We start from the raw sequence: 24,773 nt of genomic DNA on the forward strand, positions 1-24,773 counted from the left end.
CAATGGTTTTATTATGTTTTAATTCTTGGTAAAAACTATTATGCCCGTTTTTGGCTATGATGACAAAATCTAATAATGCAATACCCATTATTTGCCCTGCTTTGCCGATATTTTTGGCAACTTGTTTATCTTGTCTACTAGGAGTTGGGTCGCCACTTGGATGGTTATGAATAAGAATTATATTGGCGGCTTTATTTTCCAAAGCGCTGGAAAAAATCTCTCGTGGATGAATAAGACTTTTATCCAACAATCCAATGCTTAAAGTTTCTTTTTTAATTAGTGCATTACGGCTGTCAAGGTGTAGGCAAATTAAATGCTCTTTTTTCTTGTCTCTAATATTAAAAGCAAGTGTCAATACATTTTGTACATTCTTGATTATTAAATCAGTGCTATTTTGCTCTTGGTAAAAACGCTTTATTAGGGCAACTGCGCTATAAACTTGTAAGGCTTTGGCTTGTCCAATGCCTTTAACTGTTAACAAATCATCAATGGTGATATTGAGAAAATCCTTATTAAATTTGGTAATAATAGTTTTGGCTAAGGTTTGGACATTGATACCTTTGATGCCACTACCAAGTAAGATGGCTAGAAGGTCTGTCTTAGATAAGGCATTAGAGCCTTTTTTGAGTAATTTTTCTCTAGGGCGGTCAACTTTAGGAATGTCTTTTATTTTTGGCATATTCAAAAATAAATCACTTTTTCTTTGGTGGTAATAAATCCGTAATCGTACCTTCTACCATCTCAACAGCGAAAGCAGTGGTTTCGCTCAGTGTTGGGTGGGCGTGGATGGTGAGTGCAATGTCACTCATATCACAGCCCATTTCAATGGCAAGGGTGGGTTCGGCGATGAGCTCACCTGCATTGGTGCCACAGATGCCCATGCCTAGGATGCGGTGGGTGTGTTTGTCGAATATGGCTTTTGATACGCCTTCACTCCTACCGATGCTGAGGCTTCTACCTGAGGCTGCCCAAGGGAATTTACCGACTTCATATTCCACACCTTCGTTCTTTAGTTCTTTTTCAGTTTTCCCTGTCCAGGCGACTTCTGGGTCGGTGTAGGCGACAGATGGAATGGCGAGTGCATCAAAACCTGACTTGTGTCCACAGATAACTTCAGCAGCAACTTTGGCTTCATGAACGGCTTTGTGGGCGAGCATTGGTTGGCCAACAATATCACCGATGGCATAGATATTTGAGATGTTGGTTTTCATTTGCTTGTCAACATTGATAAAACCCCAATCATCAACATGCACACCTGCTTTTTCGCAGTCAATGAGTTTGCCATTAGGCGTGCGCCCGATAGAGACCAAGACTTTATCAAAGCTATCAAACTCTGGGACATTTTTGCCTTTAAAGCCGACTTGAATACCATCTTTTTGTGCTTTCATACTGGTAACTTCGGTGCTTAAGAAAATATTGGCATATTGTTTTTTAATGCGTTTGAATAGTGGGTTAACAATGTCTTTATCTGCTGCTGCGATGAGTTGGTCTGAGAGCTCAACCACAGTGATTTCACTACCAAGTGCTTCATAAACAGTTGCCATTTCTAAACCGATAATACCACCACCAACAATGAGCAAGCGTTTTGGCGCATTCTCTAAATCCAGCGCATCGGTTGAGTCCATGACGCGCGGGTCATCAAACGGGAAGGCGGGTATTTTAGTAACACGCGAGCCAGCAGCGATGATAGCCTGTTCAAATTCAATAACCTCGTTAGTAGCGTCAATTTTGATTTGAGTATTGGAGATAAACCTACCATAGCCAGTAACGACTTGCACACCTCTTGCTTTTGCTAGGGCTTTGATACCGCCCGTTAACTTACTAACTATATCGTCTTTATTTTTGCGTACAGCGTCAATATCAATCTTTGGCTTGTTAAAGGTAACGCCAAGGTGCTTAGCCTCTTTAGCTTCGTTGATAATTTCTGCAGTATGTAATAGTGCCTTTGAAGGAATGCAACCTACATTTAGGCATACACCACCTAAGTTTTCATAGCGTTCGACAAGCACTACTTTTTTGCCTAAATCAGCAGCACGAAAGGCAGCTGTATAACCACCAGGGCCAGAGCCGATAACAACAACTTGGGTTTTAATCATAATTTGCCTCGCTTAAGATGTTGTTAAGTTCTGCCATAAAGCGACCACCTTGTGCGCCGTCAATAACTCGATGGTCATAAGACAAGGCTAGTGGTAGTGTTAATTCTGGCGTGAATTCTTTGCCATTCCAAATGGGTTTATTGACTGAGCGAGACACGCCCAAAATAGCAACTTCTGGTGCGTTGACAATCGGTGTAAATTGCGTACCGCCAATACCACCAAGACTGGAGATGGTAAAACCTGCGCCCTGCATATCTTTAGGACTGAGTTTCCCCTCACGCGCTTTGGCAGAAGTCTCTCCCAACTCTGTGGCAAGTTCAAGCAAAGATTTTTGTTCAACATTTTTAATCACGGGTACTACTAAGCCATTTGGCGTATCCATAGCGATGCCTAAATTAAAATATTTTTTGATGATTAAGTTTTCACCAGATTCATCCAATGAGGCGTTAAAGCGTGGATGAGATTGAAGTGCTTGAATCACCGCCTTCATAATAAATACCAATGGCGTTAGTTTAATATCTTGTGCTTTTTGCGCTTGTCGGTAGGCCTCCATTTTGTCAATATTGACTTCATCAAACTGTGTCACATGTGGAATATTGAGCCAGCAGGCAGTTAGATGTTTACCTGAGAGTTTGTTAATTCTGGATAATGCTAATGTCTGTGTTTCACCAAATTTAGAGAAGTCAATGTGTGGCGTTTTAGGTAGCGCACTACCCATACCACCTGATGCCATAATTTGTTTTACATAACCCTTAAGGTCAGCGTCTAGTACTCTGCCTTTTTGCCCTGTGCCAGTGACATTGGACAAATCCACACCTAATTCTCGTGCCAATTTGCGAATAGAGGGGGAGGCATGAGAGGCTCCCTTAGGTATTGTTGATACTGATTGATCTAAGGTTTGTGGTGGTGTTGCGCTTGCAGGTTTTGGCGCAGGAGCGGACGCAGGTGCAGAGACTGGCTCTGGCGCGGTGTCTTTTGTTGCTACTATTTCAACGCCTGTACTTTCAATGTTAAGGATTAAATCACCTAGTTTAATTTTGTCGCCTAATGTGACATTAATATCAATCACTTTACCTGTGACAGGGGTTGGGATTTCCATTGATGCCTTGTCACTTTCCAAAGTGATTATGCTATCTTCTGCTGATAGTTCATCGCCTGCATTGACAAGAATTTCAATCACTTCAACTTTATCAAAGTCACCAATATCGGGTACAACTACAGGGATGATTTTTGGTTCAATATCTATTACTTCTGCGACTGATTCTTCACTTGTATCAGCATTGTCTTGCTCAGTTTGAAGTGCTAAAAGCACATCGCCTTGTTTGATTTTATCGCCTAGGGCAATGTTTATTTCAGTGACTACACCCGCCCAAGGGGTTGGGATTTCCATTGATGCCTTGTCACTTTCCAAAGTGATTATGCTATCTTCTGCTTCAATTGTATCGCCAACAGATACTAAAATCTCAATAATTTCAACTTCGTCAAAGTCACCAATATCGGGTAATTGTATATTTTTAATTTCAGACATAAGCAAATGTGCACTTTTTTAAAGTGTGTAATTATCGCATAAATCATCAAAACTAACGGATAATGTTTGCCTATGTCAGCTGCACTTACCATTAAATCACTTAGCAAAATTTATGCCAATAATTTTTATGCCTTAAAAGGTATTGATTTGTCGGTAGAGCAAGGCGATTTTTTTGCACTTTTGGGTAGTAATGGTGCGGGTAAAACGACAGCTATTGGCATTATTTGTGGCTTGTTAAATAAAACTCAGGGCGATATTCAAATATTAGGACTCAATCAAAATACCCATGTAAATGATATTAAACGTTTGATTGGTTTGATGCCGCAAGAATTTAATTTTAATCTGTTTGAACCTATTGAAGAAATACTGATTAATCAAGCAGGTTACTACGGTATCTCGCGTACAGATGCTAAAGTCCAAACAGAGATTTTGCTCAAAAAAATGCAACTTTGGGATAAACGCACAGATATGGCTAAATCTTTATCAGGTGGCATGAAGCGTCGTTTAATGTTAGCAAGGGCGCTCGTTCACCAGCCAAAAATATTGATTTTGGATGAACCGACTGCAGGTGTTGATGTTGAGATTCGTCGCTCTATGTGGTCATATTTAAAAGAGCTTAATCGCTCGGGTGTGACCATTATTCTAACGACACATTATTTAGAAGAGGCAGAGTCCTTGTGTCGCAATATCGCAATTCTTAATGAAGGTAAGGTGGTTGAGCAAACCAGTATGAAAAAATTGTTAGCCAAGGTATCGCATCAAGTTTTGATTTTAGAAAGTTTAAGTGTGTTGCCAGACAATATTGAGCAAGCGCAATTTAGCTGTGAAAGATTGGATGATTATTCTTTACAAGTGACATTAGAAGTTAGCATAAATATTACTGATGTTTTGCAAAGCCTATCTAAGCAAGGCATTAGTGTTGAGCATATTCGTAGCACACAGAATCGTTTGGAAACACTGTTTTTGAATCTAACAAACAAGGCGGTATAAGATATGTGGATTGCTTATAAAACCATTGTTATTAAAGAAATTTTACGATTTTCACGCATCTGGGTGCAAACGATTTTCCCACCGATTATTACGACATTACTTTATTTGTTGATTTTTGGTGGCTTGATGGGGCAACGCATTGGACTGATGCAAGGCGTGGATTATTTGCATTTTATTATTCCGGGCGTTATTTTGATGACGGTTATTCAGAACTCATATGCAAATACGGTAGCTTCGTTTTTTTTGGCGAAGTTTAACCGCAGTATTGAAGAAATATTGGTCTCGCCAGTGCCCTATTGGGTAATTTTGCTGGGCTATGTTTCTGGCGGTGTTGCGCGTGGTTCTGTGGTTGGTATGGGGGTGTTTTTTACAGTTTTGCTCTTTGTTGATTTTGAGATTTACTCAATTTCAATTACTTTAATGATTTTTTTATTAACGGCTATTTTGTTTTCTTTGGCGGGTTTTATTAATGCGGTATTTGCGCAATCATTTGATGATATATCCATTGTTCCAACCTTTATTTTGATGCCGATGATTTATCTTGGTGGGATGTTTTATAGCGTTGAAATTCTGCCAGAATCTTGGCAAATTGTCAGTCAGTTTAATCCCATTTATTATATGGTTGATAGCTTTAGATTGGGGCTTTTAGGTGTGAGCACTGTTGATTTTACAATATCACTTTCAATGTTACTGGCAATGATCGTTATATTGGTTACGATGTCGCTTTACTTGCTTAAGAAGGGCGTTAATATCAGGGCTTAATCTTACCTTCATCACCTGATAGCATACGGGTAATGTTACTTCTGTGAGTATAAAATATCCAAACACATATTAAAGTAACAACATAAGTGGACTCTAGGTCTTTGGCGCTTGAAAAGTAAAAAATTACAGGCGTTAGTAGAGTAGCGATTAATGCAGATAATGAAGAAATTTTTAGCACTTTGGCAACAAAAAGCCAAATCAGCGCAAAACTTAAACCAATTAAATAGTTTAAGGCAAATAAGCCACCTAAGAAGGTTGCCACACCTTTGCCACCTTTAAAACCAAAGAAAACTGGGTAAACATGACCCAAGAAAGTCGCCAATGCAATTAGCGTCATTGTTAATAAATCAGCCCCTAAATATCGTGCAATCAATATTGGAATAACACCCTTAAGCCCATCACCAATAAGTGTGATAGCAGCAGCTTTTTTACCGCCAATACGCAGAACATTAGTTGCACCTGGATTGTTAGAGCCTTCGGTGCGTGGGTCGGGTAAACCAAAGGACTTACAAACTAAAATAGCACTAGAGAGTGAGCCGATTAGATAGCCAGCGATAATCAAAATAGGTAACATAGCAAACTTATTGTAAAAAATATTAGGACTCTGATGATACTATGGATATTGTTTTTATTCAAGGATTAAAAATTGATTGCGTAATTGGAATTTACGATTGGGAGCGAAAAATCCGTCAAGATATCACCTTGGATATTGAGATGTCTACCGATATTAAAGTTGCTAGTGAGACTGATCATATTGATCAGACACTTGATTACAAGGCAGTGTCTAAACGACTCATTGAATTTGTTCAGGGTAGTGAATTTCAATTAGTAGAAACTTTGGCAGAGAAAATCACGCAAATTATCATCAAAGAATTTGGCGTGGAAAAAGTAAAACTCACACTCAACAAAGGCGAAGCAGTGACTGGTGCTAATGGCGTGGGTGTGATTATTGAGCGTAGTCACGCTAATTATTCATAATCATACAAATGGCCCATATCCACATTAATATTGGCTCAAACCAAAACCGCAGGAAAAATATTTTTCAAGCGCTAGATGCCTTACGGCTTAATTTTTTTGATGTAGTATGTTCCGATATTTTTGAAAGTAATGCGATAGGGTTTGAAGGCGCTGATTTTTACAATATGGGGGTAAATGCGACAACAGATTTAAGTGTTGTTGATGTGCTTAGCGTACTGCATACAATTGAGAATAACCAAGGCAGGGACAGGTCTCAACCAAAATTTTCTTCTAGGGAAATTGACCTGGATTTGGTGTTATATGATGAAGTGATTGATAAGACAAATAATTTACCTAGAGATGATATCTTGCAATACAATTTTGTACTAGCACCATTGGCGCAACTTAATCCAGAGAGTGTGCATCCGCTTGAAAAGAGAACTTATCAGCAATTATTTGCAACTACAACACCATTAAAATCGTATAATATTCAAATCTTAGAATATGGAAGGGATAAATCATGAAAAAAATATTAATTATCTTATTGTTTGTATTTAATGCTGCTGCATATGCTGATTATGAGGCGGGAATGGATTACATAGTATTAGAAAAACCCGTTCAGACTGTTACGGGTGATAAAGTTGAAGTGCGTGAGTTATTTTGGTATTACTGCCCGCATTGTTATAATTTAGAGCCAACACTTAACGCTTGGTTAAAAAAATTACCAAATAATGCTGAATTTATACGCCAGCCAGCTGTGTTTCTACGCCAGCCAGCTGTGCTTCCAGATAGATGGGTAGAAGGTGCGATTTTCTATTATGTATTAGAGAGTCTTGATTTATTGGATAAGCTTCACGGGCCACTGTTTAATGCCATTCACAATAAAAATAAAAATTTTAATTCCGAAGATGAATTTGTCAATTGGGTTGCGAATTTTGGCATTGACAAAGATAAGGTTGCTAAAGCGTTTAATTCATTTGGTGTCAAGATTAAAGTTAATAAATCCAAGTTAAATACGTTTAAATATAAAATGAAAGGTGTGCCTGTTATTGTAGTAAATGGTAAATATTGGACAGATGCTACTCGTGCTGGCTCACATCATGAAATGTTAAAAGTAGTAGATTTCTTAATCAAAAAAGAAAGCAAGGTTGAATGAGTCAGTTTTAGTTTTATCTGGGCTTGACCCTTGTGGTGGCGCTGGTATCAGTGCTGATATTGAAACCATTAATCAACTTGGACTAACGCCATTGCCGATTGTAACGACGATGACAGTGCAAAACACCCAATCAATTGCTGAAGTTCAAGTAGTGGATATTGGGTTAATTACCAAACAATTCCATCATCTGCAAGCAGATATTGATTTTAAGGTTGTTAAGATTGGGCTGCTTTGCTCTAGCGAACAAATTAGGGTAATTGCCGATTTAGTACGAGATAAAATCATTGTGCTTGACCCGATTATCAAAGCGAGCAGTGAAGAAATTTTATTGCAAACGCAGGCAATAGACACACTAAGACAAGACTTATTGCCTTGGGTAAAAATCATCACCCCAAATATGGCAGAATTACACGCCTTATCTGGCGAAAAAGACGAGCAAAAAGCCATAGAAAAACTAGCGTGTGAGTGGGTGCTGCTCACCACCACTGATGTGTCGGATGCTAGTATTGAGCATCGCTTGTATCAACAAGCTAAGTTAGTGAAAAGCTATACTTACGATAAATTATCGGGTAATTATCATGGCTCCGGCTGCACTCTTTCAAGTGCAATCAGTGCTTTAATCGCCTCAGGTGTCGATATTGAAATTGCTTGTAAAAAGGCATTAGATTACACTTATCAAACTTTGTTAAATGCTAAGAATATCGGTAAAATGCAGTTTCATCCTAATCGCATGCCTGTGAAAAATATTAACGATAGGGTGAGTTAGGTGTAACACATCATTTAGAGGCCCTATTAAAATTTATGTTAAAATACAGTTTTAAATTTAGCTATTGTGTATATTTAAAATACAATAATCACTTATTTATCAGTAATGAAAATAACCTCACTTTTTAACAAAAAATCTGAAAGAAAATTGGTTGACAAATTGTCAAAAGGCAGTATAAGCCTACAACGCGGTCGCTATCAAACCGCTCAAGACATCACCGAAAAAGTCAAACGCTTGAAGCACTATAATTTCGGCAAAAAATATGCCGACTAAGGGCATAAATGAATTCGATATACTATTGAATTTATTTGAACAAGCAGAAACCAAGATAAAAAATGTTGAACAAATTACCTCGGAAGGGGTGCTTATTCCCTCTATCAACCAACTTAGGTATGCAGGTCATCATATTGTTCGCTCTTTACTGAGCGATGATGCGAAAGAGCCTCAAGCAGAAAGAGTTAAGGCAATTAATCATGTTAAAAGAGCCATTTACGATATAGATGAATCGCTATTGATTTACTATATAGAGAGCGCAGTAGATTTTAAAGAAAAATATAATGACAGTGGCTTTGTTACTGAAGTAGTAACAGATTATCCTGAAAAATTGGCAACGCTAGATGAGGCTAATAAAAGCATACAACAATTGCGCGAAAACAATAATAATTATCAAGATAGAGAGCAGTTTTATCAAAAATTAAGCCCTTGTTTGATTAAATTATCTCAGATTGTTGTTATTTTTGAACAATCAGCGCCACTTATTGCCAAAAAACAACAAGACAAGGACGATCAAGATCTAAAAAACAAAAATCGTTTTAATTGGTACGATTATTATCAGTATTATTGTTGTACTTAAGTGAGACCTTTCATAAATTATGAATAATTTTATCAACAGTTGGCTTCGCCCTGATATTCAAGCAATCAATGCTTATCATGTGCCTGCGTCTGATGATATGATCAAACTGGATGCGATGGAATCCCCATTTCCTTTGCCTGATGAGTTAATCGGGCAATATTTAGCCTATTTGGCAGATAGCGAGCTAAATCGTTATCCCAACCCTAGTGCCATAGAATTGCAGCAAACTTTGCGCAAGTTGATGGATATACCTGACGATCTTGGTGTGCTGCTAGGCAACGGTTCTGATGAACTTATTCAATTATTGGCCTTAGCGTGCGACACGAATGATACTATTTTAAGTGTTGAACCAAGTTTTGTGATGTATGGGATGATTGCAAAATTCACCCGCTTGAATTATCAAGGGGTTGATTTGAATGATGATTTTGAAATTGACTTGAATGTAATGTTGCGCTCAATTGAAACGCATCAACCAAAATTAATTTTTATCGCCTATCCAAACAACCCAACGGGCAATACATTTGATAGAATTGTCATCGAAAAAATCATTACCTCAACCCAAGCTTTAGTTGTGTTAGATGAGGCTTATTACGCTTATGCTAATGACAGTTTCTTAGATGATATTAAAAAATATCCCAATTTAGTATTACTCAGAACAGTCTCAAAAATTGGCTTTGCTGGTCTGCGTCTAGGCTTGTTAATTGGCGCACAGGATACAGTAGCGCAGTTAGATAAATTAAGACTGCCTTACAATATCAATACGCTAACGCAAGTGAGTGCTAATTTTCTATTACGAGAAAAAGATGAAATTAACAAAAATGCCCAAATCATCCTTAGTGAGCGCACTCAATTATCCGCCACACTGAGTGCCATTAATGTGCTGAAAGTCTATCCATCACAAGCCAATTTTATTTTATTTAAAGCCCCCAATGCCAACGAACTGTTTAAAGTACTCAAGCAAAAAGGCGTGTTGATTAAAAACCTTAGTAGCGCACCCAAACTTACTGATTGCTTGCGTGTAACAGTAGGTAGTGGTGAGCAAAATCAACAATTTATCAATATTGTGGAGGCATTTTATGGTTAATCAAGAAATATTGGCAGGCTATTGCCAGCAGTATTTAAGGGTTGATAAATTTGATGATTATTGCCCAAATGGCTTACAAATACAAGGCAAACCCGATATTAAGAAAATCATCTCAGGTGTAAGTGCCAACCAAGACTTGATTGATGCAGCGATTGATGAAAAAGCCGATGCATTATTTGTGCATCATGGGTTTTTTTGGAAGAATGAAGCATCTGAGATTATCGGTATCAAAAAAAATCGTATTAAAGCACTTTTAGACAATGACATTAATTTATATGCCTACCATTTGCCACTTGATGCACATACAACAGTGGGCAACAATATCCAACTTGCACAACGCCTCAATATAAAAAATCCCGAGCCAATTGGCGATACCTTAGTTTGGCAAGGAGAAGTTGAAACGACATTATCTAAACTCTCCAATACCATTGAACAAGCGCTTAACCGAGTACCTTTAGTCTTTGGTGATGATGATAAATCATTAAAGCGCATTGCTTGGTGTACAGGTGGTGCACAAAGCTATATTGAACACGCTATTAATATTAACGCCGATTGTTTTATTACTGGTGAAGTCTCTGAGCAGATACCCGCCATTGCCCTTGAAAATAATATTGCCTTTGTTTCCGCTGGACACCATGCTACTGAGCGTTATGGTGTGCAAGCCCTTTGCCAACATTTGAGTCAGAAATTTAACCTTAAGTGCCAATTTATTGATATTAATAATCAGGTATAAAACTACAGGGTATAATCCCCAGCCTTTAATTTATGTTACAATTTCATCATGACAAATAAAGACAAGCAATTAACTGAAATAAAAGCATACAGAGAAAAGATAGAAAAACACTATAAAAAAAAAGAAATTATTGAATTTGGTAATTCTTCAACTGCACATGCTGAAGTTGTTGTTGAGTATTTGTTTAGGTATGCTATTGAAAATAAAGAAGATATGAAAATTTTTGCAGGCACACTTAAGGCAAGTTTTTATAACAAATTTCTGCAACAAGCCAAGACTTTATTAAGTACACAAAAAATCTCAATTATCTGTGAAAAAAAATGTGAAGCAAGTGATTTTCAAAAGCTGATTAAGAGAAGTGAAAATGGCAATATTTCAGATATCAACGCACAGGAAAGCCTTGGCGTTTCTCATTTTATTTTGGCAGGCGAATCTGCCTATCGTGATGAGAAAAGCGATGCTTTGAAAACGGCTTCCGCCTCATTTAATGGGTATATGAGAGGCAGTTTTTTGTCGGTTTTTTTTGATGCGATTAAAAAAAATATAGGAAACCTTGCATAAGTAAGTCAATACTGTGCCTAATGTTGATATTTTTTATGGGATTACCACAACGACACTAGTTGTACTAACTTCTGTAACTTTGGTTGTTTCCCAACAGTTAGTAAGTTCTATTCAATCTAGTGCCAAGTTATGTAAAGATTCAATTAATGAATTAAATAGTAAAGAAGAGGCGTGTGATAAGGAAATTTTAATTACTTTGGGACATAATACTGAGGTATTATTATCTAAATATCAAGGCATTTCAACAAACACTGGTAAGGCATATCTAGCACTATATTTAGTTATATTCTTCTCTGCTGTTTCTATATTTTTAACACTGCTTAGTGGAGTATTTGATCTTTCTATCCCTGTAAAATGTATTCTATTTATAAATTTAGTTTCGATTAGTATTTATATCGTTGCATTTTTAAGTTTATTATGGGTCGTGCGAAATAAAAAGAAATGTTTAAAAATCATTACCTCAGAAAGTGAAATGCGTATAAAAAGTATTGATGATACTAATGTTTTATATCAAATACTAAGTGAAAAAGAAAAAAGGAAAAGATAATGAAAATGAGTGAGAAATATGATGTTTGTGTTGTGGGCGCAACTGGTGCGGTGGGCGAGACCATTCTTTCTATTTTAGATGAGCGAGATTTCCCGATTAATAATTTATATCCATTAGCCAGTAAAAATTCAGCGGGTAAGAGGGTATTTTGTCAGGGAAAAAGCTGGACAGTGCAGGACTTAGACACCTTTGATTTCTCTCAGGCGCAAGTGGGTTTATTTTCAGCAGGTGGTAGCATTTCTGAAAAATATGCACCGATTGCAGCTGAGGCGGGCTGTATAGTGATTGATAATACGGCACATTTTCGTCGTGATAAAGATGTCCCTCTGGTAGTACCTGAGGTTAACCCACATGCGATTGCAGGTTATACACAACGAAATATTATTGCCAATCCAAATTGTTCCACCATTCAAATGTTGGTGGCACTCAAGCCGATTTATGATGCGGTGGGTATTGAACGAATCAATGTAGCGACTTATCAGGCGGTATCAGGCTCTGGTAAGGAGGCGATTAGTGAATTAATTGACCAAACCACTAAATTATTAAGTGGCAATACTGAGGTTGATGTTAAGGTTTACCCAAAACAGATTGCGTTTAATGTGGTTCCGCATATTGATGTGTTTCAAGAGAATGGCTACACTAAAGAAGAGATGAAAATGGTGTGGGAGACGCAAAAGATTTTTGAAGATGATGATATTTTGGTTAATCCTACTGCAGTTCGTGTGCCAGTAATTTATGGACATTCTGAAGCGATTAACATTGAAACTAAGAAAAAGATTACTGCTGTTGAAGCAACTAAGATTTTATCCAAAGCGAGTGGTGTGACGGTGATGGATAAGCGTGAAGATGGTGGTTATGCCACACCATTTGTAGAAGCAACTAACCACAATGACACATTTGTGAGCCGCATTCGTGAAGATATTTCTCATGAGAAAGGTTTAAACTTATGGGTAGTTTCTGATAATATTCGCAAGGGAGCAGCATTGAACAGTATTCAGATCGCTGAGATTTTGATTCAGGAATATTTGTAAACCATGTCATAAGGACTGCCGACTAAGGGCTTTATTGCCATTAATAGTTATAATAATAAGACAATTGAGATTGCAAAATGAATATGATTAAAGTATCTAGAAAAACCAACGAAACCGACATTGTTGTAGAGTTAAATTTATATGGCACAGGCCAGGCAAATATTGACACTGGCGTGGCATTTTTAGATCATATGTTGGACCAAATTGCACGCCATGGTTTGATGGATTTAACCATTAAATGTGATGGCGATACGCAGATTGATGATCATCACAGCGTTGAAGATATTGGTATTACGCTGGGTCAGGCATTTGCAAAAGCAGCAGGTGATAAGGCAGGTTTGACTCGTTATGGGCATGCTTATGTGCCATTAGATGAGGCATTATCACGCGTGGTGTTAGACTTATCGGGTCGCCCAGGTTTAGAGCTTAATGTGAATTTTACCCGTGCGATGATTGGTACTTTTGATGTGGATTTAATTTCAGAATTTTTCCGAGGTTTTGTTAATCACGCCTTAATTACTTTGCATATTGATAATTTGCGTGGAGTCAATGCTCACCATCAAGCAGAAACGATTTTTAAGGCGTTTGGTAGAGCGCTTAGAATGGCAGTTACACCAGATGAGCGTCAGGCAGGCGTTATTCCATCAACTAAAGGCACGCTGTAAAAGACAATGTCCCAGAGTATTGCAATTGTTGATTACGGTATGGGTAATGTTCGTAGTGTACAAAAGGCATTAGAGCATGTGGCGCCGAATGATAAAATCTTTCTTACCGATAATGCAGATTTAATTAATGATGCAGACCGACTTGTATTTCCAGGGCAGGGCGCAATCGGTGCGTGCATGCAAAAGTTAAATGAGCGCCAATTAGTTGATGTGATTAAACAAGCTGCAGATAAAAAACCTTTTTTGGGTATTTGCTTAGGTTTGCAACTGTTATTTGACCATTCACAGGAAAATGGTGGTGTCCAAGGGCTGTCTATTCTTGCAGGCGAGATTGTGCATTTTCCAAAAAATGAATTGCATTCACAGGGCGCAAGTTTTGTCGTAACGGAAAAAACACCAACTAATTCAACTTTAAAAATCCCACATATGGGCTGGAATAAGGTCAAGCAAACGCAACAACATCCACTTTGGCACGATATTGAAGATAATGCGCGTTTTTATAGTGTGCACAGTTATTATGTTAAGCAGGATGATGCATCAGTGGTTGCTGGGTCAAGTGATTATGGTATGGACTTTACTTGTGCGGTTGCCAAAGATAATCTATTTGCGGTGCAATTCCACCCTGAAAAATCTCAGCATGACGGTTTGCAATTACTTAAAAATTTTGTTAATTGGGATATTTAAGATTGTCTAATTCAATAAGTAAGCGTGTTTTATCATGATGTGCAACATCTAACCAAGAACGATTCTCCAGTGCACCAACTAAAGCGTACAAAAAACACAAATGCGGCTCTTTCATTCTAATATAAGCTTCTAGAGCACCAATCTTTTCCAGATCTTTTTTCGTGTACACTCCAATAGCATTTAATTGTTGTTCGCTGGTAGCCCCTAGACCTTTTAGTTGTGAAATTTCACCCATATAATGCATTATAGCAATTCATTACATTAGCGTGATAGCCACCGCCAAAGATATTCAAATGATTTAAGTAATGGTATAGCATATATAAGGGTTTACGCCTATCAAAACCTGCATCAAATGGATAAGTATTATGATAACTCTGATAGAACGCATCAGAAAATCCACCAAACATAAAGGTTAGGGCGAAATCAATCTCTCGATGCCCATAATAACTAGCGCTGTCAATAAAATAAGGATGGTTTTCTCCACTTATGATATTGCCCGACCATAAATCGCCATGTAATAATACAGGCTTAATGTTGTCATTAAGCAAGTCAGGCAAAATAGTTCTTACCGCTAGTAATTGTTGATATTCATTCTGATTAATTAATTTATTTTGTTTGGCTAATTCAATTTGATGTAATAAGCGATATTGCCAATAAAATTCTGACCAGTTGCTGATATTTTGATTAACCCCGTTTGGTTGTGGTGTTTGTCCAATCTTATTATCAAACTCAAAGCCAAAATATTGCTCGGTATTTTGGTGTAGTTTGGCAAGTTCAATCCCCATTTGTATTTGTAGTTTTGGATTGTCTTTATTGTCAATCCATTCAAGTATTAAGCAATATTCACAACCACCTAAGACTTTTGGCGTGTGAATGGTTTTCCCCAATAAAGCCAATTCCTTACCTTCAGAGATGAGTTGTTGATTGGCTTTTGTTTGTACTTTAATAAAGACTCTTTCACCACTGTCTAATATTATTTGATAGGCTTCAAATAAGCCTGTGCTGATCGATTGTTTGTGGGTTACTTGTTGTCTTAGGTGTTTTTCAATGTGCGATTCAACGAACATACTGGTTAGTTAGATTGTGCTTGCAAACAACGAATATAAGCTTGATGGTCCATTGGTGTGTTGTTTTTTTGTGAAGAAAAAATCATTTCAGCGATGCAATCCATCATTCTGTGCTCTACTTCGTGTGGGTCTTTAACCTTGTTTAATATTTTTTGATAATATTGTTGAATACCTAAGGGTTGATTAATAGACAATTGTTCTTTAAGTGACAAATGTAGGTTGATGTGTAAAAATGGATTAACTTCACCTTGTTCTGGAAAATAATTCAATTCTATATTATTAATAAGCGCGTGGTATTCAGGGTGCATTTCAATCACTTGCGTGAGTTGAGTTTCTAGGGGGTCAAGTACCTCTTTATCTAAGAATTTTTGCCAAGCGTTGGCAAGGAATTGGCGCTGCTGTGTTCTATCTTGAGTGTAAAACACTTATAAATTTTTCTCTTCGTATTCGCACAAATCAAGCAAAATACACTCAGGGCATAATGGAGAACGCGCTTTACAAGTATAGCGACCATGCAAAATCATCAAGTGATGTGCTGGTACACGATACTCGTCAGGGATAAATTTCACTAATTTTTTCTCTACTTCTAATACCGTTTTACCGCTGGCAATTGCCGTGCGATTGGCAACACGATAAATATGTGTATCAACCGCAATCGTTGGGTGTCCGAATGCTGTGTTGAGGACTACATTGGCTGTTTTGCGACCTACACCAGGCAAGGCTTCTAATTCTTTGCGTGTTTCAGGCACTTTAGAATCATACTTATCAATCAAAATCTTACAAGCTTGAACGATATGCTTTGCCTTTGAGTTGAATAAGCCAATTGTTCTAATAGTGTCTCTAACAACATCTTCGCCTAATTCGTAAATCGTCTCAGGCGTATTAGCAAGGGGGAATAGTTCGTCAGTTACTTTGTTGACACTTTTGTCAGTCGCTTGGGCCGACAAAGTCACTGCCACTAATAATTCAAAAGGAGTTGAATAATTTAATTCTGTTGTTGGTTCAGGTATCTTTTTCAATAACCTACCAAATATTTCACTGCGTGTTTCGGCGTTCATTTTTTTGTACTCTTCCTAACTCAGCGCAACATTATACCTGATTATCAGATTAATAGCAAAATGACGCTACAATGGTTACTATGAGTGATTATCTAACTTTTAAAAAAACGATTCTGCGTATTTTTCTAGTTGTTGCCAAAGGTTTTCTTTATCGGGATGAGCTTGGCGCATAGCATTTATGCGTTCAGAATACTCGTCAATTGATAGGTAACCATCCTCCCCCGTTTGCACGCGACTTTGCACAAGCTCAAACCAGTCTTCTTGCTCGTCTTGGGTTAAGGATTCAGGGTAATTTCTAGCCTTAAAACGCATCAGTAGTTGGTTGAGCTTTGCGTCTTTAAATTGCGGATGAAAATTCTTTAATCCTTCTGCATCAAGTGTTTGAATCTGTTCACTGATGCGCCTATCAGCATTATCCATAAAGCCATCATACAGCGACTGGTCAACATCAGGAGTTGGCGCTCGTTCTTGGTCATTGCGATATAAATCTTGTGCTATTTTGGCAATTCGGTTTTGATTATTTTTAATAAATTCTAATCGTTGTAGACAAACATTCATATCAATTTGTAATTGCTTGACAATTTTTGGTTCAAGTTTATAAATATTTGGTACAAACATTGGGCTTTTATTGAAAATCAAATCTTTAATTTGCAACCTTTCCACCCCTTTTGGTAGTTCTGATTGTTTGGTAAACATGAGTTTTTTTAATTCATCAATATTAAGTTCTAATAAGAGTGATGGGTCTTGGTCCAGATTAAAGACAATAGCACGATCGTTATACTCTGGATGGTATGCTAATACAGTACACAGGCGTGTGCAAGAGAGTGTGGCAGGATACATACCTGAGGTGTGCAACATTGGCTCAAAGGGTTTTATTTTACCTTCAACTGTTTTCTTTTCTCTTAGGCTAAAGGCATAATCAAATAACTGTGGTTGTGTATTCTTAATAATTTTTGCAATGGCAATTGTGGCACGCACATCTGCTAGGGCATCGTGTGCATCATTATGCTTAATACCATTGGCAGGCGCAAGTTGGTCAAGTTTGAATATAGGCTTGCCTTCTTCATTATGTACCCATTTTAGGCTCGAATCTCTTTTCAGAGCATAACATAGACGCACCACATCTAAAATATCCCAACGGGTATTGCCATTTTTCCAATGCCAAGCATACGGGTCGATAAAATTACGATATAAAGTATAGCGTGTAAATTCATCGTCAAAACGAATAGAGTTATAACCCACTGTGCAAGTATTTGGGGTGGTAAATTCAGCATTGATTTTCTGAATAAATTGGTGTTCTATTAAACCTTTTTCTGCACAAAGTTGTGGGCTAATATTGGTTACTGCACAGGCCTCAGGTGATGGCAGACAATCGTTAGTTGGCCTACAGTAAAACATTTGTTCATCTAAAATGTTAAGAGCTTCATCTGTGCGAATACCGGCGAATTGAGCAATACGCCCAGTTTTTGGACTAATGTCAAAAGTTTCAAAATCATACCAATAAAATGTTTTCATTATTTATAAAGCCTCTGTTGGTAATATTAGGTTTTATTTTACAAGGCTTATTTGACTGTTAGAAAATAATATTATTTTCAAAAAACAAATAATCCAACCTTTATTTTTGCCATTTCATCTGGAAAAATGACGGTTTGTCTATTTGTAGAATAAAAAAGTTGATTTTATCTACAATAGGAATTTCTATAATTTTAAGGATAATTAAAATGAAAAAAATAATACTCTCTTTATCGTTGATTTCAAGTTTGTCTTATGCGACAAATATTGAAGTAAATATTAGCAATATCAAACCAATTACTGGTAAATTGTTCGTCACGCTTGATACTAAAGATACCTATGACAAAGAAGACAAGTCAAATAGTGTTTTTAGTGCTATAAAAAAAATATCTAAATCTGGACATAAAATTACCATTGATGATGTCAGTTCTGACACCTATGCATTTTCTGTCTTTCATGATGTGGATAATAACAATAAACTCAGCACCAATTTTCTGAGTGTTCCAAGTGAAGGTTACGGGTTTTCAAATAATGTGGTGGGTAATTTCGGCAAACCAACCTTTAAAGAGGCTAGTTTTATTGTTAATGGTGAGCAAGAAACTATTAATCTTAATGTGGAGTTGGTTCGATGAATAGAAGGGAATTTATACAGTCAACTGCAGGTCTTGCATTCGGCAGTTTGGTGTTTCCACATTTGTCATTCGCTGAACAAGACGAATGGATAGCGACTTTTAATCAAAACCTTAAAATTAAACCATGGCTTATCGGTTGGCAAGGTACAAATCAAGAAACTCTACAAACTAAAGAACTTGAAATTAAAGGGAAAATTCCACAAGATTTAAACGGTTATTTTTATCGTAATGGCCCTGCACAAAATGAAGTCCATGGCAAACGCTATCACCATTGGTTTGATGGCGATGGAATGGTGCAAAAATTTCACATTGCCAATGGGAAAATTTCACATTTTGGCAAAATGGTTGATACGCATAAATATTTGACTGAAAAACAGCAACAAAAAATGTTGTTTCGGGCATTTGGCACTTATTTACCAAGGCGCATTGCTAATGTCGATAGAATCAACACCGCGAATATTAGTTTATTGCCATTAAATAAGCGTTTGTTTGCTTTGTGGGAGGGTGGCAGTGCTTATGAAATCGACCCTGAAACTTTAAAAACTATCGGCATTCAATCGTGGTCGCCACAAACCAAAGGCTTGCCATTTGGGGCGCATTATCATCAAGATTCAGATGGCTCAATTTGGAATATTGGTTATGCCAGTTTAAATGATGCTATTGTGTTATGGCATCTTGATAATCGTGGCAAACTCAAGCAATTTAAAATCCTCCCTATTGAAAATGTGCCGATGGTACATGATTTTATGATTACTGAAAAATATTTGGTTTTATTGCTACCGTCCTTTCGTTTTGATAAGGCTAAATTTATGAATAAGCATAGTTTTCTAGATGCTCATTATTTTGACAAGGATCAAGCGACAATTGTTTGGTTAATTGATAAAGACACTTTAAATATCCAGAAAACTTTTGAATTACCCGCCCAATTTGTTTTTCATTTTGTCAATGCTTATGAGCAAGGCAACGAAGTGGTTTTTGAATCTATGCGTTATCCTAATGCTGATATTTTTAATGTTTTTACCGAGGTAATGCGTGGCAGAAGCAAGAAATTTACGGAAGCATATCCATATCGGGTACGACTTAATTTAGAAAAAAACACAGTGGTTGAAGAAAAACTCAGCAATATTTACAACGAGTTTCCAAGTATTGATATCAATGAGACAGGGTTAGTACACACACAAGTAGTTTCATTGCAGCAACGAGGTGAGCTTTTTTTAAATTCTGTAGCAATCAATAATTATCAAACAGGAGAAGCACAACATTTTTCTTATGCTAAACAGTTAGCGGAAGAACATTTGTTAATTAAAGATTCACGCGGTAATGATTGGGTGGTAGGCACAACTCTGGATTATGGGGAAAAATGCACTAAAGTCAATATTTTTAACGCTAAAAAATTAAACGATGGTCCTGTTGCTGTGGCAAAATTACCTTATGTTTTGCCTTTGGGATTTCATGGGAAATTTGTTAACGCCTAAAAATACGATATTTATTATCATCTGTCTATGCAAAAGAAATTTTTAATACCACTGTTTATTACGCTTATCTTTAATACATTAGTTGCAGTATTATTATTTTTATTGCTTGGGGATGTTGACTTTAGTTCGTTATTATTTATTTCACATAGTATTGGGCTTAGCGTTTTAGGGGCTAATTTTTTGATATCATTTGAACAGTATTCAAATAATATTGCTCAAATTATTTTGCACTCTTTGACAGGCTTGTTGCTTGGTTTAATGATTGCATTTATTGGTCATCGCCTTATTTTTGGCATTGACTTAACTTATTCAATCATTTATCCTGCTTTATTTTTTAGTATAGTTGCTGTTTTGATTTCTTGGTTGTATTTCAGTCGTTTAGACAATCAAGAAGCACTAGATAAAATTAAAAGAAAATTAAGTGCTGGTCATAAAAAATTGCACTGGATTAAAACAGCTGATAGCAAAGGCAATGTATTTTTGCTGAATGTAAAAGAGATTGAATATTTTCAAGCACAACAAAAATACACTTGTGTTTATAGCAAAGGTAGAGAATATTTAATTACCACTGGTATTAAAACTTTAATTACGCAGTTAGATGCTAATTATTTTTGGCAAATTCATCGTGGTAGTATTGTTAATATAAGTTTTATCAGTCAAGTTTCTAAAAATGAACAGGATAAATTAATGGTTTATTTGTCTAATGCTCAAGCACTTCCTATTAGTCGTAATTACTTGCATTTGTTTAAAAAAATGTAGGTATTCATTTGTTTATTAATAAAAAACCCAGCATATAGCTGGGTTTTTAAATGCACAAACAATTGTATTATTTTGGAAAAACGTTTGCTGCTTGTGGACCTTTGTCACCATCTTCTAAATCGAATTCTACTTCTTGACCTTCGTCTAGTGATTTGTAACCGTCACCTTGAATAGCACGGAAGTGAACGAATACATCGTCACCATTTTCTTGCTCAATAAAACCAAAACCTTTTTTTGCGTCAAACCATTTGACTGTTCCTGTTGTAGACATTTTGTCTCCTATAAATTATAAAAAAAATCACCGAAAAAAAATCACCACCTTTATAACTTGTAGTTGATATAGAACATCAATACACATAACAATAAACAGCAGCTGTATTCTTACCAGCGCCTATTATTTTAATGATAGTTGAGCGTTTGTGTAAAGAAATTTCAAATTATCGTGAAAATTTAGGTTTTTTCCCGCGTCTGTTATTTTTTTCATCGCCTCGTTTATGGTTTTTGGAGAATTTTTTGCGCCCAGTTGTGCGTTTCTTATTGCTTGGTCTATTTCCGCCAGTTGTTGTTTTATTATTCTTTTCAGTGAGTTCTGTCATATTTAGGCGTTTGCCACAAACCACAGTTTTTTGCAACATTTCTAATACTTCGTTAGGCATTTCATCAGGTAAATCAATGGTTGAGCAATCGTCAAAAATCTGAATTGAACCAATATATTCACTGTCCATGTCAGCCTCATTTGCAATTGCGCCTAAAATATTTCCAGGTTTCACATTGTTGTTATTACCCACTTCAATACGATAGCGACACATTGGAATTTGTGGATGGTCTTTTAGAGGTGTTGCTTTGGTTGAGAGTGTTTTTGCCTCGCCTTGCATTTGCTCCCTGCCAAAACTTTGCACTTTGTCTGAGATGAGTAATGGCTCGCTACCTTGTGCGATAAATGCCAATGCAGAAGCAATTTTTGATGATTCAATTTCTGGATTTTCTGCTTGGAATTCAGCGACTAGCTTTTCAAATATCTCTAAGTTTTGGTTGTTAATGGTTTGTGCTATGTTTTGTTTGAATGTTTCAACACGCTTGGCATTAATAATCTTAGCTGTTGGCAATTCAAGGGGGGCAATCTTCTGACGCGTAACCCGTTCAATGGTGCTTAACATGCGTCTTTCACGATTTGATACAAATAAAATCGCCTCACCTGTTCGACCTGCACGACCCGTTCTACCAATACGATGCACATAAGATTCAGGGTCATGGGGAATGTCGTAATTAACCACATGTGAGATACGCTCAACATCTAGGCCTCGCGCTGCCACATCAGTAGCGATAAGAATGTCAATCTTACCTTTTTTATAATTATTAATAATGCGTTCACGCTGACTTTGTTGAATATCACCATTAATTGCTTCTGCTGAAAAGCCACGCGCAGAAAGTTTTTCTGCCAATTCAATGGTCATTGTTTTGGTTTTCGTGAAAATAATCATTGCATCAAAAGTGATAACTTCAAGGATGCGAGTTAAGGCCTCTAATTTTTGTGATAAACCACCTACCATGCAATATTTTTGTGTAATCGTTGTTGCTGTTTCTGTTTTGGTTTTAACCTTAACAATTTTTGGCTGGTTGAGGAATTTTTCTGCTACTTTCTTGATAACAGATGGCATCGTTGCTGAGAATAGGGCGATTTGACGCTCTTCTGGGATGCGCTCCATTACCCATTTAATATCATCGATAAAACCCATCTTTAGCATTTCGTCGGCTTCATCTAAGACGAATGATTTTAAATTATCCAGTTTTAAAGTGCCGCGTTTGATATGGTCCATCACACGACCTGGTGTGCCAACGACTGCATGAACGCCACGCTTGAGCGGGCGCAGCTGCACATCGTAGGATTGTCCGCCATAAATAGGCAACACATGGAAGCCTTTCATGCCTCGTGCATAAGTTTGCACCGCTTCTGAGACTTGAATTGCCAATTCGCGTGTGGGCGCCAAGATAAGCAGTTGTGGTGCGTTGAGTTTTATATCAATCTGGTCAATCAACGGCAAGGTAAAGGCTGCCGTTTTTCCTGTACCTGTTTGCGCCTGACCAATAACATCCTCACCATTGAGCAGGTAAGCGATACATTGCTCTTGAATCGGTGAAGGAGTCTCGTAGCCAATGGAATCTAATACTTTTAAAATAGCATCAGATAGACCTAAATCACTAAATTTTGCTTGTGGTTTGTTGTTTTCTTGGGTGTCAGACATAGTTGTTGATAAATATGGAAAGAGCGCAATTATACACTGAGAGCGTAAGCGAACCAATAATGAAAGTGTTTTTTCATTTTGATTACACAGTATTCTGACATTAAGTTGACAATGCATAAAATAGCATATAAGTCAGGCTTTAGCGTATCATTTTGTGCTTTGAAAACAAGGTTTTTTATGAATTCTAAAAAAGAATTATGGGTGTTGTTGGCTTCGTTTGTGTTGCCAATTGCACTGGGCACAGCATTTTTCTATTGGAATCCGGCCGCCTTTACGGGTAATACGGTTAATTATGGTGAGTTTGTTAATCCTATTATTACCACGCAAAAACAAGATGTGGTGTTTGCTGAGAATATTCAAGGCGATTTGCAAGGACTGTGGACGCTGGCTTATGTAACAAATGCTTGTGATAATGCTTGCGAAAAAACCCTAAAAGATATGGAAACTATCCGTACCTTAATGAATGACAATATGCGTCGTGTGCAAAGATTATTATTGATTAGTGGTGCTAGCAATTTACAAGAAACAGGTTTATTAATTGCCAAGCCAAGCAATAAATTGCAGCAGAAATTAAGAAAATTCCCAGATAATAGTTTGTTTTTGATTGACCCATTGGGCAATGTAATGTTGCGTTACAATCCGCAATCTTTAGAGATTAGACGGGTGATTAAAGACCTTCAGCGTTTGTTTAAATATTCGCGTATTGGTTAATCAATAGAGAAAAACTTATGCCATCACTTAACGACTTACTCGGACTTTGCAAACTTAAAGTAGTGGCACTGATATTGCTAACGGCGGTTGTTGGTATGTTTTTGGCAGTGCCTGCGCCGTATTTTCCTGACTTAATATTGGTTGTGCTTGCCTCTCTTGGTATTGGTTTGGCATCAGCATCAGCAGCGGTGTTTAATCATATCGTTGATGAGCAAATTGATATTGAAATGTCTCGCACCAACCAGCGACCTTTGCCACAAGGTAAAGTGAGTCGTAATCAGGCGTTGGTATGGGGTGTGTTTTTAGGCGTGATTGGTTTGGGTATTTTGCAGTTATTTGTGAACACTATTACTATGATATTGACTTTTATTTCTTTGATTGGCTACGCCGTGATTTATACGATGTATCTCAAACGAGCTACACCACAAAATATTGTGATTGGCGGTGCGGCAGGGGCGGCACCACCGATTTTAGGTTGGACTTCAATCGCAGGTACACAGAATATTGAGTATGCTTTGTTGTTATTTTTGATTGTATTTGTTTGGACGCCACCACATTTTTGGGCATTGGCAATTTTTCGGGTGGAAGAGTATCGGAAGGTTGATGTGCCGATGTTGCCAGTAACCCATGGTTTGGCTTATACTAGGGTGCAAATTTTGTTTTATACGATATTGTTAATATTGGTTACCTTATTGCCTTATTTGTCTGGTATGTCGGGGTTGATTTATCTTGCTTCAGCTTTAATTTTGGGCTTTATATTTTTGGCATATGCGATTAGAATTTATAAAAATCCAGGTGATAATAGAATTGCTTGGCGCACCTTTATGTTTTCGGTTAATTATTTAATGTTGTTATTTGTGGCATTACTTATTGACCATTATTGGTTAATTACATTGGGATAGA

30 protein-coding genes and 1 pseudogene are annotated in these 24,773 nt (G+C 37.1%); 20 read left to right on the top strand and 11 right to left on the bottom strand.

The genetic code is table 11. The annotated features are described in order from the left end of the window. Positions 1–34: 34 nt before the first annotated feature. From radC to BHECKSOX2_RS01435, 3 genes and pseudogenes are all read right to left on the bottom strand, one after another. Positions 35–679 (bottom strand): annotated as a pseudogene (radC, locus tag BHECKSOX2_RS10540) (RadC family protein); the annotation flags it as partial. 13 nt (positions 680–692) lie between these two features. Then, entirely contained in the window at positions 693–2,096 is a 1,404-nt protein-coding gene (gene lpdA, locus BHECKSOX2_RS01430; RefSeq protein ID WP_139682163.1) for a dihydrolipoyl dehydrogenase, read from the bottom strand. After that, entirely contained in the window at positions 2,089–3,624 is a 1,536-nt protein-coding gene (locus tag BHECKSOX2_RS01435) for a dihydrolipoyllysine-residue acetyltransferase (RefSeq protein WP_139682164.1), read from the bottom strand. The genes lpdA and BHECKSOX2_RS01435 overlap by 8 nt, the downstream gene beginning before the upstream one ends. 72 nt (positions 3,625–3,696) lie before the next feature. On the opposite strand from BHECKSOX2_RS01435, the gene BHECKSOX2_RS01440 reads away from it, so the two are divergent. Then, on the top strand, positions 3,697–4,614 hold the full coding sequence (locus BHECKSOX2_RS01440; RefSeq protein WP_139682165.1) for an ABC transporter ATP-binding protein: 918 nt from the start codon (positions 3,697–3,699) through the stop codon (positions 4,612–4,614). Positions 4,615–4,617: 3 nt separating this feature from the next. After that, positions 4,618–5,376, top strand: coding sequence for an ABC transporter permease (locus tag BHECKSOX2_RS01445; RefSeq protein WP_090715737.1), 759 nt, complete (start codon positions 4,618–4,620; stop codon positions 5,374–5,376). On the opposite strand, the gene plsY is transcribed toward BHECKSOX2_RS01445, so the two are convergent. After that, complete coding sequence (plsY, locus tag BHECKSOX2_RS01450; protein WP_139682166.1) at positions 5,366–5,950, bottom strand: glycerol-3-phosphate 1-O-acyltransferase PlsY; 585 nt, start codon at positions 5,948–5,950, stop codon at positions 5,366–5,368. The two genes, BHECKSOX2_RS01445 and plsY, sit on opposite strands and share 11 nt — an antisense overlap. 41 nt (positions 5,951–5,991) lie before the next feature. Between plsY and folB the strand changes: the two genes are divergently transcribed. The 13 genes from folB to hisH all read left to right on the top strand — a co-directional run bounded on the left by folB (position 5,992) and on the right by hisH (position 14,413). Then, positions 5,992–6,354, top strand: coding sequence for a dihydroneopterin aldolase (gene folB / locus BHECKSOX2_RS01455; RefSeq protein WP_090715743.1), 363 nt, complete (start codon positions 5,992–5,994; stop codon positions 6,352–6,354). A gap of 8 nt (positions 6,355–6,362) precedes the next feature. Beyond that, the gene (folK, locus tag BHECKSOX2_RS01460; protein WP_090715748.1) at positions 6,363–6,857 is read left to right on the top strand and encodes a 2-amino-4-hydroxy-6-hydroxymethyldihydropteridine diphosphokinase; all 495 of its coding nucleotides are present in this window, start codon (positions 6,363–6,365) and stop codon (positions 6,855–6,857) included. Then, on the top strand, positions 6,854–7,489 hold the full coding sequence (locus BHECKSOX2_RS01465) for a thiol:disulfide interchange protein DsbA/DsbL (protein ID WP_139682167.1): 636 nt from the start codon (positions 6,854–6,856) through the stop codon (positions 7,487–7,489). Before folK ends, BHECKSOX2_RS01465 begins: the two co-directional genes overlap by 4 nt. Further along, the gene (gene thiD, locus BHECKSOX2_RS01470) at positions 7,482–8,255 is read left to right on the top strand and encodes a bifunctional hydroxymethylpyrimidine kinase/phosphomethylpyrimidine kinase (RefSeq protein ID WP_139682168.1); all 774 of its coding nucleotides are present in this window, start codon (positions 7,482–7,484) and stop codon (positions 8,253–8,255) included. The genes BHECKSOX2_RS01465 and thiD overlap by 8 nt, the downstream gene beginning before the upstream one ends. A gap of 105 nt (positions 8,256–8,360) precedes the next feature. Further along, positions 8,361–8,528, top strand: coding sequence for a hypothetical protein (locus tag BHECKSOX2_RS01475; RefSeq protein ID WP_180323609.1), 168 nt, complete (start codon positions 8,361–8,363; stop codon positions 8,526–8,528). Continuing rightward, positions 8,518–9,108, top strand: a complete 591-nt coding sequence (locus tag BHECKSOX2_RS01480) for a hypothetical protein (protein WP_180323610.1) — start codon at positions 8,518–8,520, stop codon at positions 9,106–9,108. The genes BHECKSOX2_RS01475 and BHECKSOX2_RS01480 overlap by 11 nt, the downstream gene beginning before the upstream one ends. Before the next feature lie 19 nt (positions 9,109–9,127). Next, on the top strand, positions 9,128–10,192 hold the full coding sequence (gene hisC, locus BHECKSOX2_RS01485; protein WP_139682170.1) for a histidinol-phosphate transaminase: 1,065 nt from the start codon (positions 9,128–9,130) through the stop codon (positions 10,190–10,192). Then, complete coding sequence (locus BHECKSOX2_RS01490) at positions 10,185–10,925, top strand: Nif3-like dinuclear metal center hexameric protein (protein ID WP_139682171.1); 741 nt, start codon at positions 10,185–10,187, stop codon at positions 10,923–10,925. Before hisC ends, BHECKSOX2_RS01490 begins: the two co-directional genes overlap by 8 nt. 48 nt (positions 10,926–10,973) lie before the next feature. After that, positions 10,974–11,486, top strand: coding sequence for a hypothetical protein (locus tag BHECKSOX2_RS01495; RefSeq protein ID WP_139682172.1), 513 nt, complete (start codon positions 10,974–10,976; stop codon positions 11,484–11,486). 13 nt (positions 11,487–11,499) lie between these two features. After that, on the top strand, positions 11,500–12,033 hold the full coding sequence (locus BHECKSOX2_RS01500) for a hypothetical protein (RefSeq protein ID WP_139682173.1): 534 nt from the start codon (positions 11,500–11,502) through the stop codon (positions 12,031–12,033). 5 nt (positions 12,034–12,038) lie between these two features. Then, entirely contained in the window at positions 12,039–13,064 is a 1,026-nt protein-coding gene (locus BHECKSOX2_RS01505) for an aspartate-semialdehyde dehydrogenase (protein WP_139682174.1), read from the top strand. 83 nt (positions 13,065–13,147) lie between these two features. Continuing rightward, entirely contained in the window at positions 13,148–13,729 is a 582-nt protein-coding gene (gene hisB / locus BHECKSOX2_RS01510) for an imidazoleglycerol-phosphate dehydratase HisB (protein ID WP_090716729.1), read from the top strand. A 6-nt stretch (positions 13,730–13,735) separates the two neighbouring features. Next, positions 13,736–14,413, top strand: a complete 678-nt coding sequence (gene hisH / locus BHECKSOX2_RS01515) for an imidazole glycerol phosphate synthase subunit HisH (protein ID WP_139682175.1) — start codon at positions 13,736–13,738, stop codon at positions 14,411–14,413. Here the strand turns inward: hisH and BHECKSOX2_RS01520 are convergent. From BHECKSOX2_RS01520 to sbcB, 5 genes are all read right to left on the bottom strand, one after another. After that, a complete protein-coding gene (locus BHECKSOX2_RS01520) occupies positions 14,397–14,648 on the bottom strand; it encodes a TfoX/Sxy family DNA transformation protein (RefSeq protein WP_139682176.1) in 252 nt (83 codons plus the stop codon). The two genes, hisH and BHECKSOX2_RS01520, sit on opposite strands and share 17 nt — an antisense overlap. Beyond that, positions 14,641–15,480, bottom strand: a complete 840-nt coding sequence (locus tag BHECKSOX2_RS01525; protein WP_139682177.1) for a fructosamine kinase family protein — start codon at positions 15,478–15,480, stop codon at positions 14,641–14,643. The genes BHECKSOX2_RS01520 and BHECKSOX2_RS01525 overlap by 8 nt, the downstream gene beginning before the upstream one ends. A gap of 5 nt (positions 15,481–15,485) precedes the next feature. Next, entirely contained in the window at positions 15,486–15,905 is a 420-nt protein-coding gene (locus tag BHECKSOX2_RS01530; RefSeq protein WP_139682178.1) for a DUF1841 family protein, read from the bottom strand. Further along, positions 15,906–16,538: an endonuclease III gene (gene nth / locus BHECKSOX2_RS01535; protein ID WP_090714933.1), complete on the bottom strand. Its 633-nt coding sequence runs from the start codon at positions 16,536–16,538 to the stop codon at positions 15,906–15,908. It lies immediately after the preceding gene. A gap of 99 nt (positions 16,539–16,637) precedes the next feature. Next, positions 16,638–18,053, bottom strand: a complete 1,416-nt coding sequence (gene sbcB, locus BHECKSOX2_RS01540) for an exodeoxyribonuclease I (protein WP_139682179.1) — start codon at positions 18,051–18,053, stop codon at positions 16,638–16,640. Positions 18,054–18,259: 206 nt separating this feature from the next. Between sbcB and BHECKSOX2_RS01545 the strand changes: the two genes are divergently transcribed. Genes BHECKSOX2_RS01545 through BHECKSOX2_RS01555 form a run of 3 tightly spaced genes read left to right on the top strand, consistent with a single transcriptional unit; the run spans position 18,260 to position 20,916 of the window. Continuing rightward, complete coding sequence (locus BHECKSOX2_RS01545; RefSeq protein ID WP_090715200.1) at positions 18,260–18,682, top strand: DUF2141 domain-containing protein; 423 nt, start codon at positions 18,260–18,262, stop codon at positions 18,680–18,682. Then, a complete protein-coding gene (locus tag BHECKSOX2_RS01550) occupies positions 18,679–20,157 on the top strand; it encodes a carotenoid oxygenase family protein (protein ID WP_090715198.1) in 1,479 nt (492 codons plus the stop codon). Before BHECKSOX2_RS01545 ends, BHECKSOX2_RS01550 begins: the two co-directional genes overlap by 4 nt. A 27-nt stretch (positions 20,158–20,184) precedes the next feature. Beyond that, entirely contained in the window at positions 20,185–20,916 is a 732-nt protein-coding gene (locus BHECKSOX2_RS01555) for a LytR/AlgR family response regulator transcription factor (protein WP_139682180.1), read from the top strand. A 67-nt stretch (positions 20,917–20,983) separates the two neighbouring features. Here BHECKSOX2_RS01555 and BHECKSOX2_RS01560 read toward each other — a convergent pair whose 3' ends face one another. After that, positions 20,984–21,187 carry a cold shock domain-containing protein gene (locus tag BHECKSOX2_RS01560; protein ID WP_090715194.1) on the bottom strand — a complete coding sequence of 68 codons (204 nt, stop codon included), beginning with the start codon at positions 21,185–21,187 and terminating at the stop codon, positions 20,984–20,986. A 166-nt stretch (positions 21,188–21,353) separates the two neighbouring features. After that, the gene (locus tag BHECKSOX2_RS01565) at positions 21,354–23,159 is read right to left on the bottom strand and encodes a DEAD/DEAH box helicase (RefSeq protein WP_139682181.1); all 1,806 of its coding nucleotides are present in this window, start codon (positions 23,157–23,159) and stop codon (positions 21,354–21,356) included. Positions 23,160–23,336: 177 nt separating this feature from the next. Between BHECKSOX2_RS01565 and BHECKSOX2_RS01570 the strand changes: the two genes are divergently transcribed. Beyond that, positions 23,337–23,870, top strand: a complete 534-nt coding sequence (locus BHECKSOX2_RS01570) for a hypothetical protein (RefSeq protein ID WP_139682182.1) — start codon at positions 23,337–23,339, stop codon at positions 23,868–23,870. Positions 23,871–23,887: 17 nt separating this feature from the next. Then, a complete protein-coding gene (cyoE, locus tag BHECKSOX2_RS01575; protein ID WP_090715185.1) occupies positions 23,888–24,772 on the top strand; it encodes a heme o synthase in 885 nt (294 codons plus the stop codon). Position 24,773: the final 1 nt, after the last annotated feature.

The sequence above is a fragment of the thiotrophic endosymbiont of Bathymodiolus puteoserpentis (Logatchev) genome (genome assembly GCF_900127505.1).
Taxonomy (GTDB): domain Bacteria; phylum Pseudomonadota; class Gammaproteobacteria; order PS1; family Pseudothioglobaceae; genus Thiodubiliella.

Coding starts and splice junctions, on each gene's coding strand:
- lpdA (WP_139682163.1), bottom strand. CDS start 2,096: ATGATTAAAACCCAAGTTGTTGTTATCGGCTCTGGCCCTGGTGGTTAT.
- BHECKSOX2_RS01435 (WP_139682164.1), bottom strand. CDS start 3,624: ATGTCTGAAATTAAAAATATACAATTACCCGATATTGGTGACTTTGAC.
- BHECKSOX2_RS01440 (WP_139682165.1), top strand. CDS start 3,697: ATGTCAGCTGCACTTACCATTAAATCACTTAGCAAAATTTATGCCAAT.
- BHECKSOX2_RS01445 (WP_090715737.1), top strand. CDS start 4,618: ATGTGGATTGCTTATAAAACCATTGTTATTAAAGAAATTTTACGATTT.
- plsY (WP_139682166.1), bottom strand. CDS start 5,950: ATGTTACCTATTTTGATTATCGCTGGCTATCTAATCGGCTCACTCTCT.
- folB (WP_090715743.1), top strand. CDS start 5,992: ATGGATATTGTTTTTATTCAAGGATTAAAAATTGATTGCGTAATTGGA.
- folK (WP_090715748.1), top strand. CDS start 6,363: ATGGCCCATATCCACATTAATATTGGCTCAAACCAAAACCGCAGGAAA.
- BHECKSOX2_RS01465 (WP_139682167.1), top strand. CDS start 6,854: ATGAAAAAAATATTAATTATCTTATTGTTTGTATTTAATGCTGCTGCA.
- BHECKSOX2_RS01475 (WP_180323609.1), top strand. CDS start 8,361: ATGAAAATAACCTCACTTTTTAACAAAAAATCTGAAAGAAAATTGGTT.
- BHECKSOX2_RS01480 (WP_180323610.1), top strand. CDS start 8,518: ATGCCGACTAAGGGCATAAATGAATTCGATATACTATTGAATTTATTT.
- hisC (WP_139682170.1), top strand. CDS start 9,128: ATGAATAATTTTATCAACAGTTGGCTTCGCCCTGATATTCAAGCAATC.
- BHECKSOX2_RS01490 (WP_139682171.1), top strand. CDS start 10,185: ATGGTTAATCAAGAAATATTGGCAGGCTATTGCCAGCAGTATTTAAGG.
- BHECKSOX2_RS01495 (WP_139682172.1), top strand. CDS start 10,974: ATGACAAATAAAGACAAGCAATTAACTGAAATAAAAGCATACAGAGAA.
- BHECKSOX2_RS01505 (WP_139682174.1), top strand. CDS start 12,039: ATGAGTGAGAAATATGATGTTTGTGTTGTGGGCGCAACTGGTGCGGTG.
- hisB (WP_090716729.1), top strand. CDS start 13,148: ATGATTAAAGTATCTAGAAAAACCAACGAAACCGACATTGTTGTAGAG.
- hisH (WP_139682175.1), top strand. CDS start 13,736: ATGTCCCAGAGTATTGCAATTGTTGATTACGGTATGGGTAATGTTCGT.
- BHECKSOX2_RS01520 (WP_139682176.1), bottom strand. CDS start 14,648: ATGGGTGAAATTTCACAACTAAAAGGTCTAGGGGCTACCAGCGAACAA.
- BHECKSOX2_RS01525 (WP_139682177.1), bottom strand. CDS start 15,480: ATGTTCGTTGAATCGCACATTGAAAAACACCTAAGACAACAAGTAACC.
- nth (WP_090714933.1), bottom strand. CDS start 16,538: ATGAACGCCGAAACACGCAGTGAAATATTTGGTAGGTTATTGAAAAAG.
- sbcB (WP_139682179.1), bottom strand. CDS start 18,053: ATGAAAACATTTTATTGGTATGATTTTGAAACTTTTGACATTAGTCCA.
- BHECKSOX2_RS01545 (WP_090715200.1), top strand. CDS start 18,260: ATGAAAAAAATAATACTCTCTTTATCGTTGATTTCAAGTTTGTCTTAT.
- BHECKSOX2_RS01550 (WP_090715198.1), top strand. CDS start 18,679: ATGAATAGAAGGGAATTTATACAGTCAACTGCAGGTCTTGCATTCGGC.
- BHECKSOX2_RS01555 (WP_139682180.1), top strand. CDS start 20,185: ATGCAAAAGAAATTTTTAATACCACTGTTTATTACGCTTATCTTTAAT.
- BHECKSOX2_RS01560 (WP_090715194.1), bottom strand. CDS start 21,187: ATGTCTACAACAGGAACAGTCAAATGGTTTGACGCAAAAAAAGGTTTT.
- BHECKSOX2_RS01565 (WP_139682181.1), bottom strand. CDS start 23,159: ATGTCTGACACCCAAGAAAACAACAAACCACAAGCAAAATTTAGTGAT.
- BHECKSOX2_RS01570 (WP_139682182.1), top strand. CDS start 23,337: ATGAATTCTAAAAAAGAATTATGGGTGTTGTTGGCTTCGTTTGTGTTG.
- cyoE (WP_090715185.1), top strand. CDS start 23,888: ATGCCATCACTTAACGACTTACTCGGACTTTGCAAACTTAAAGTAGTG.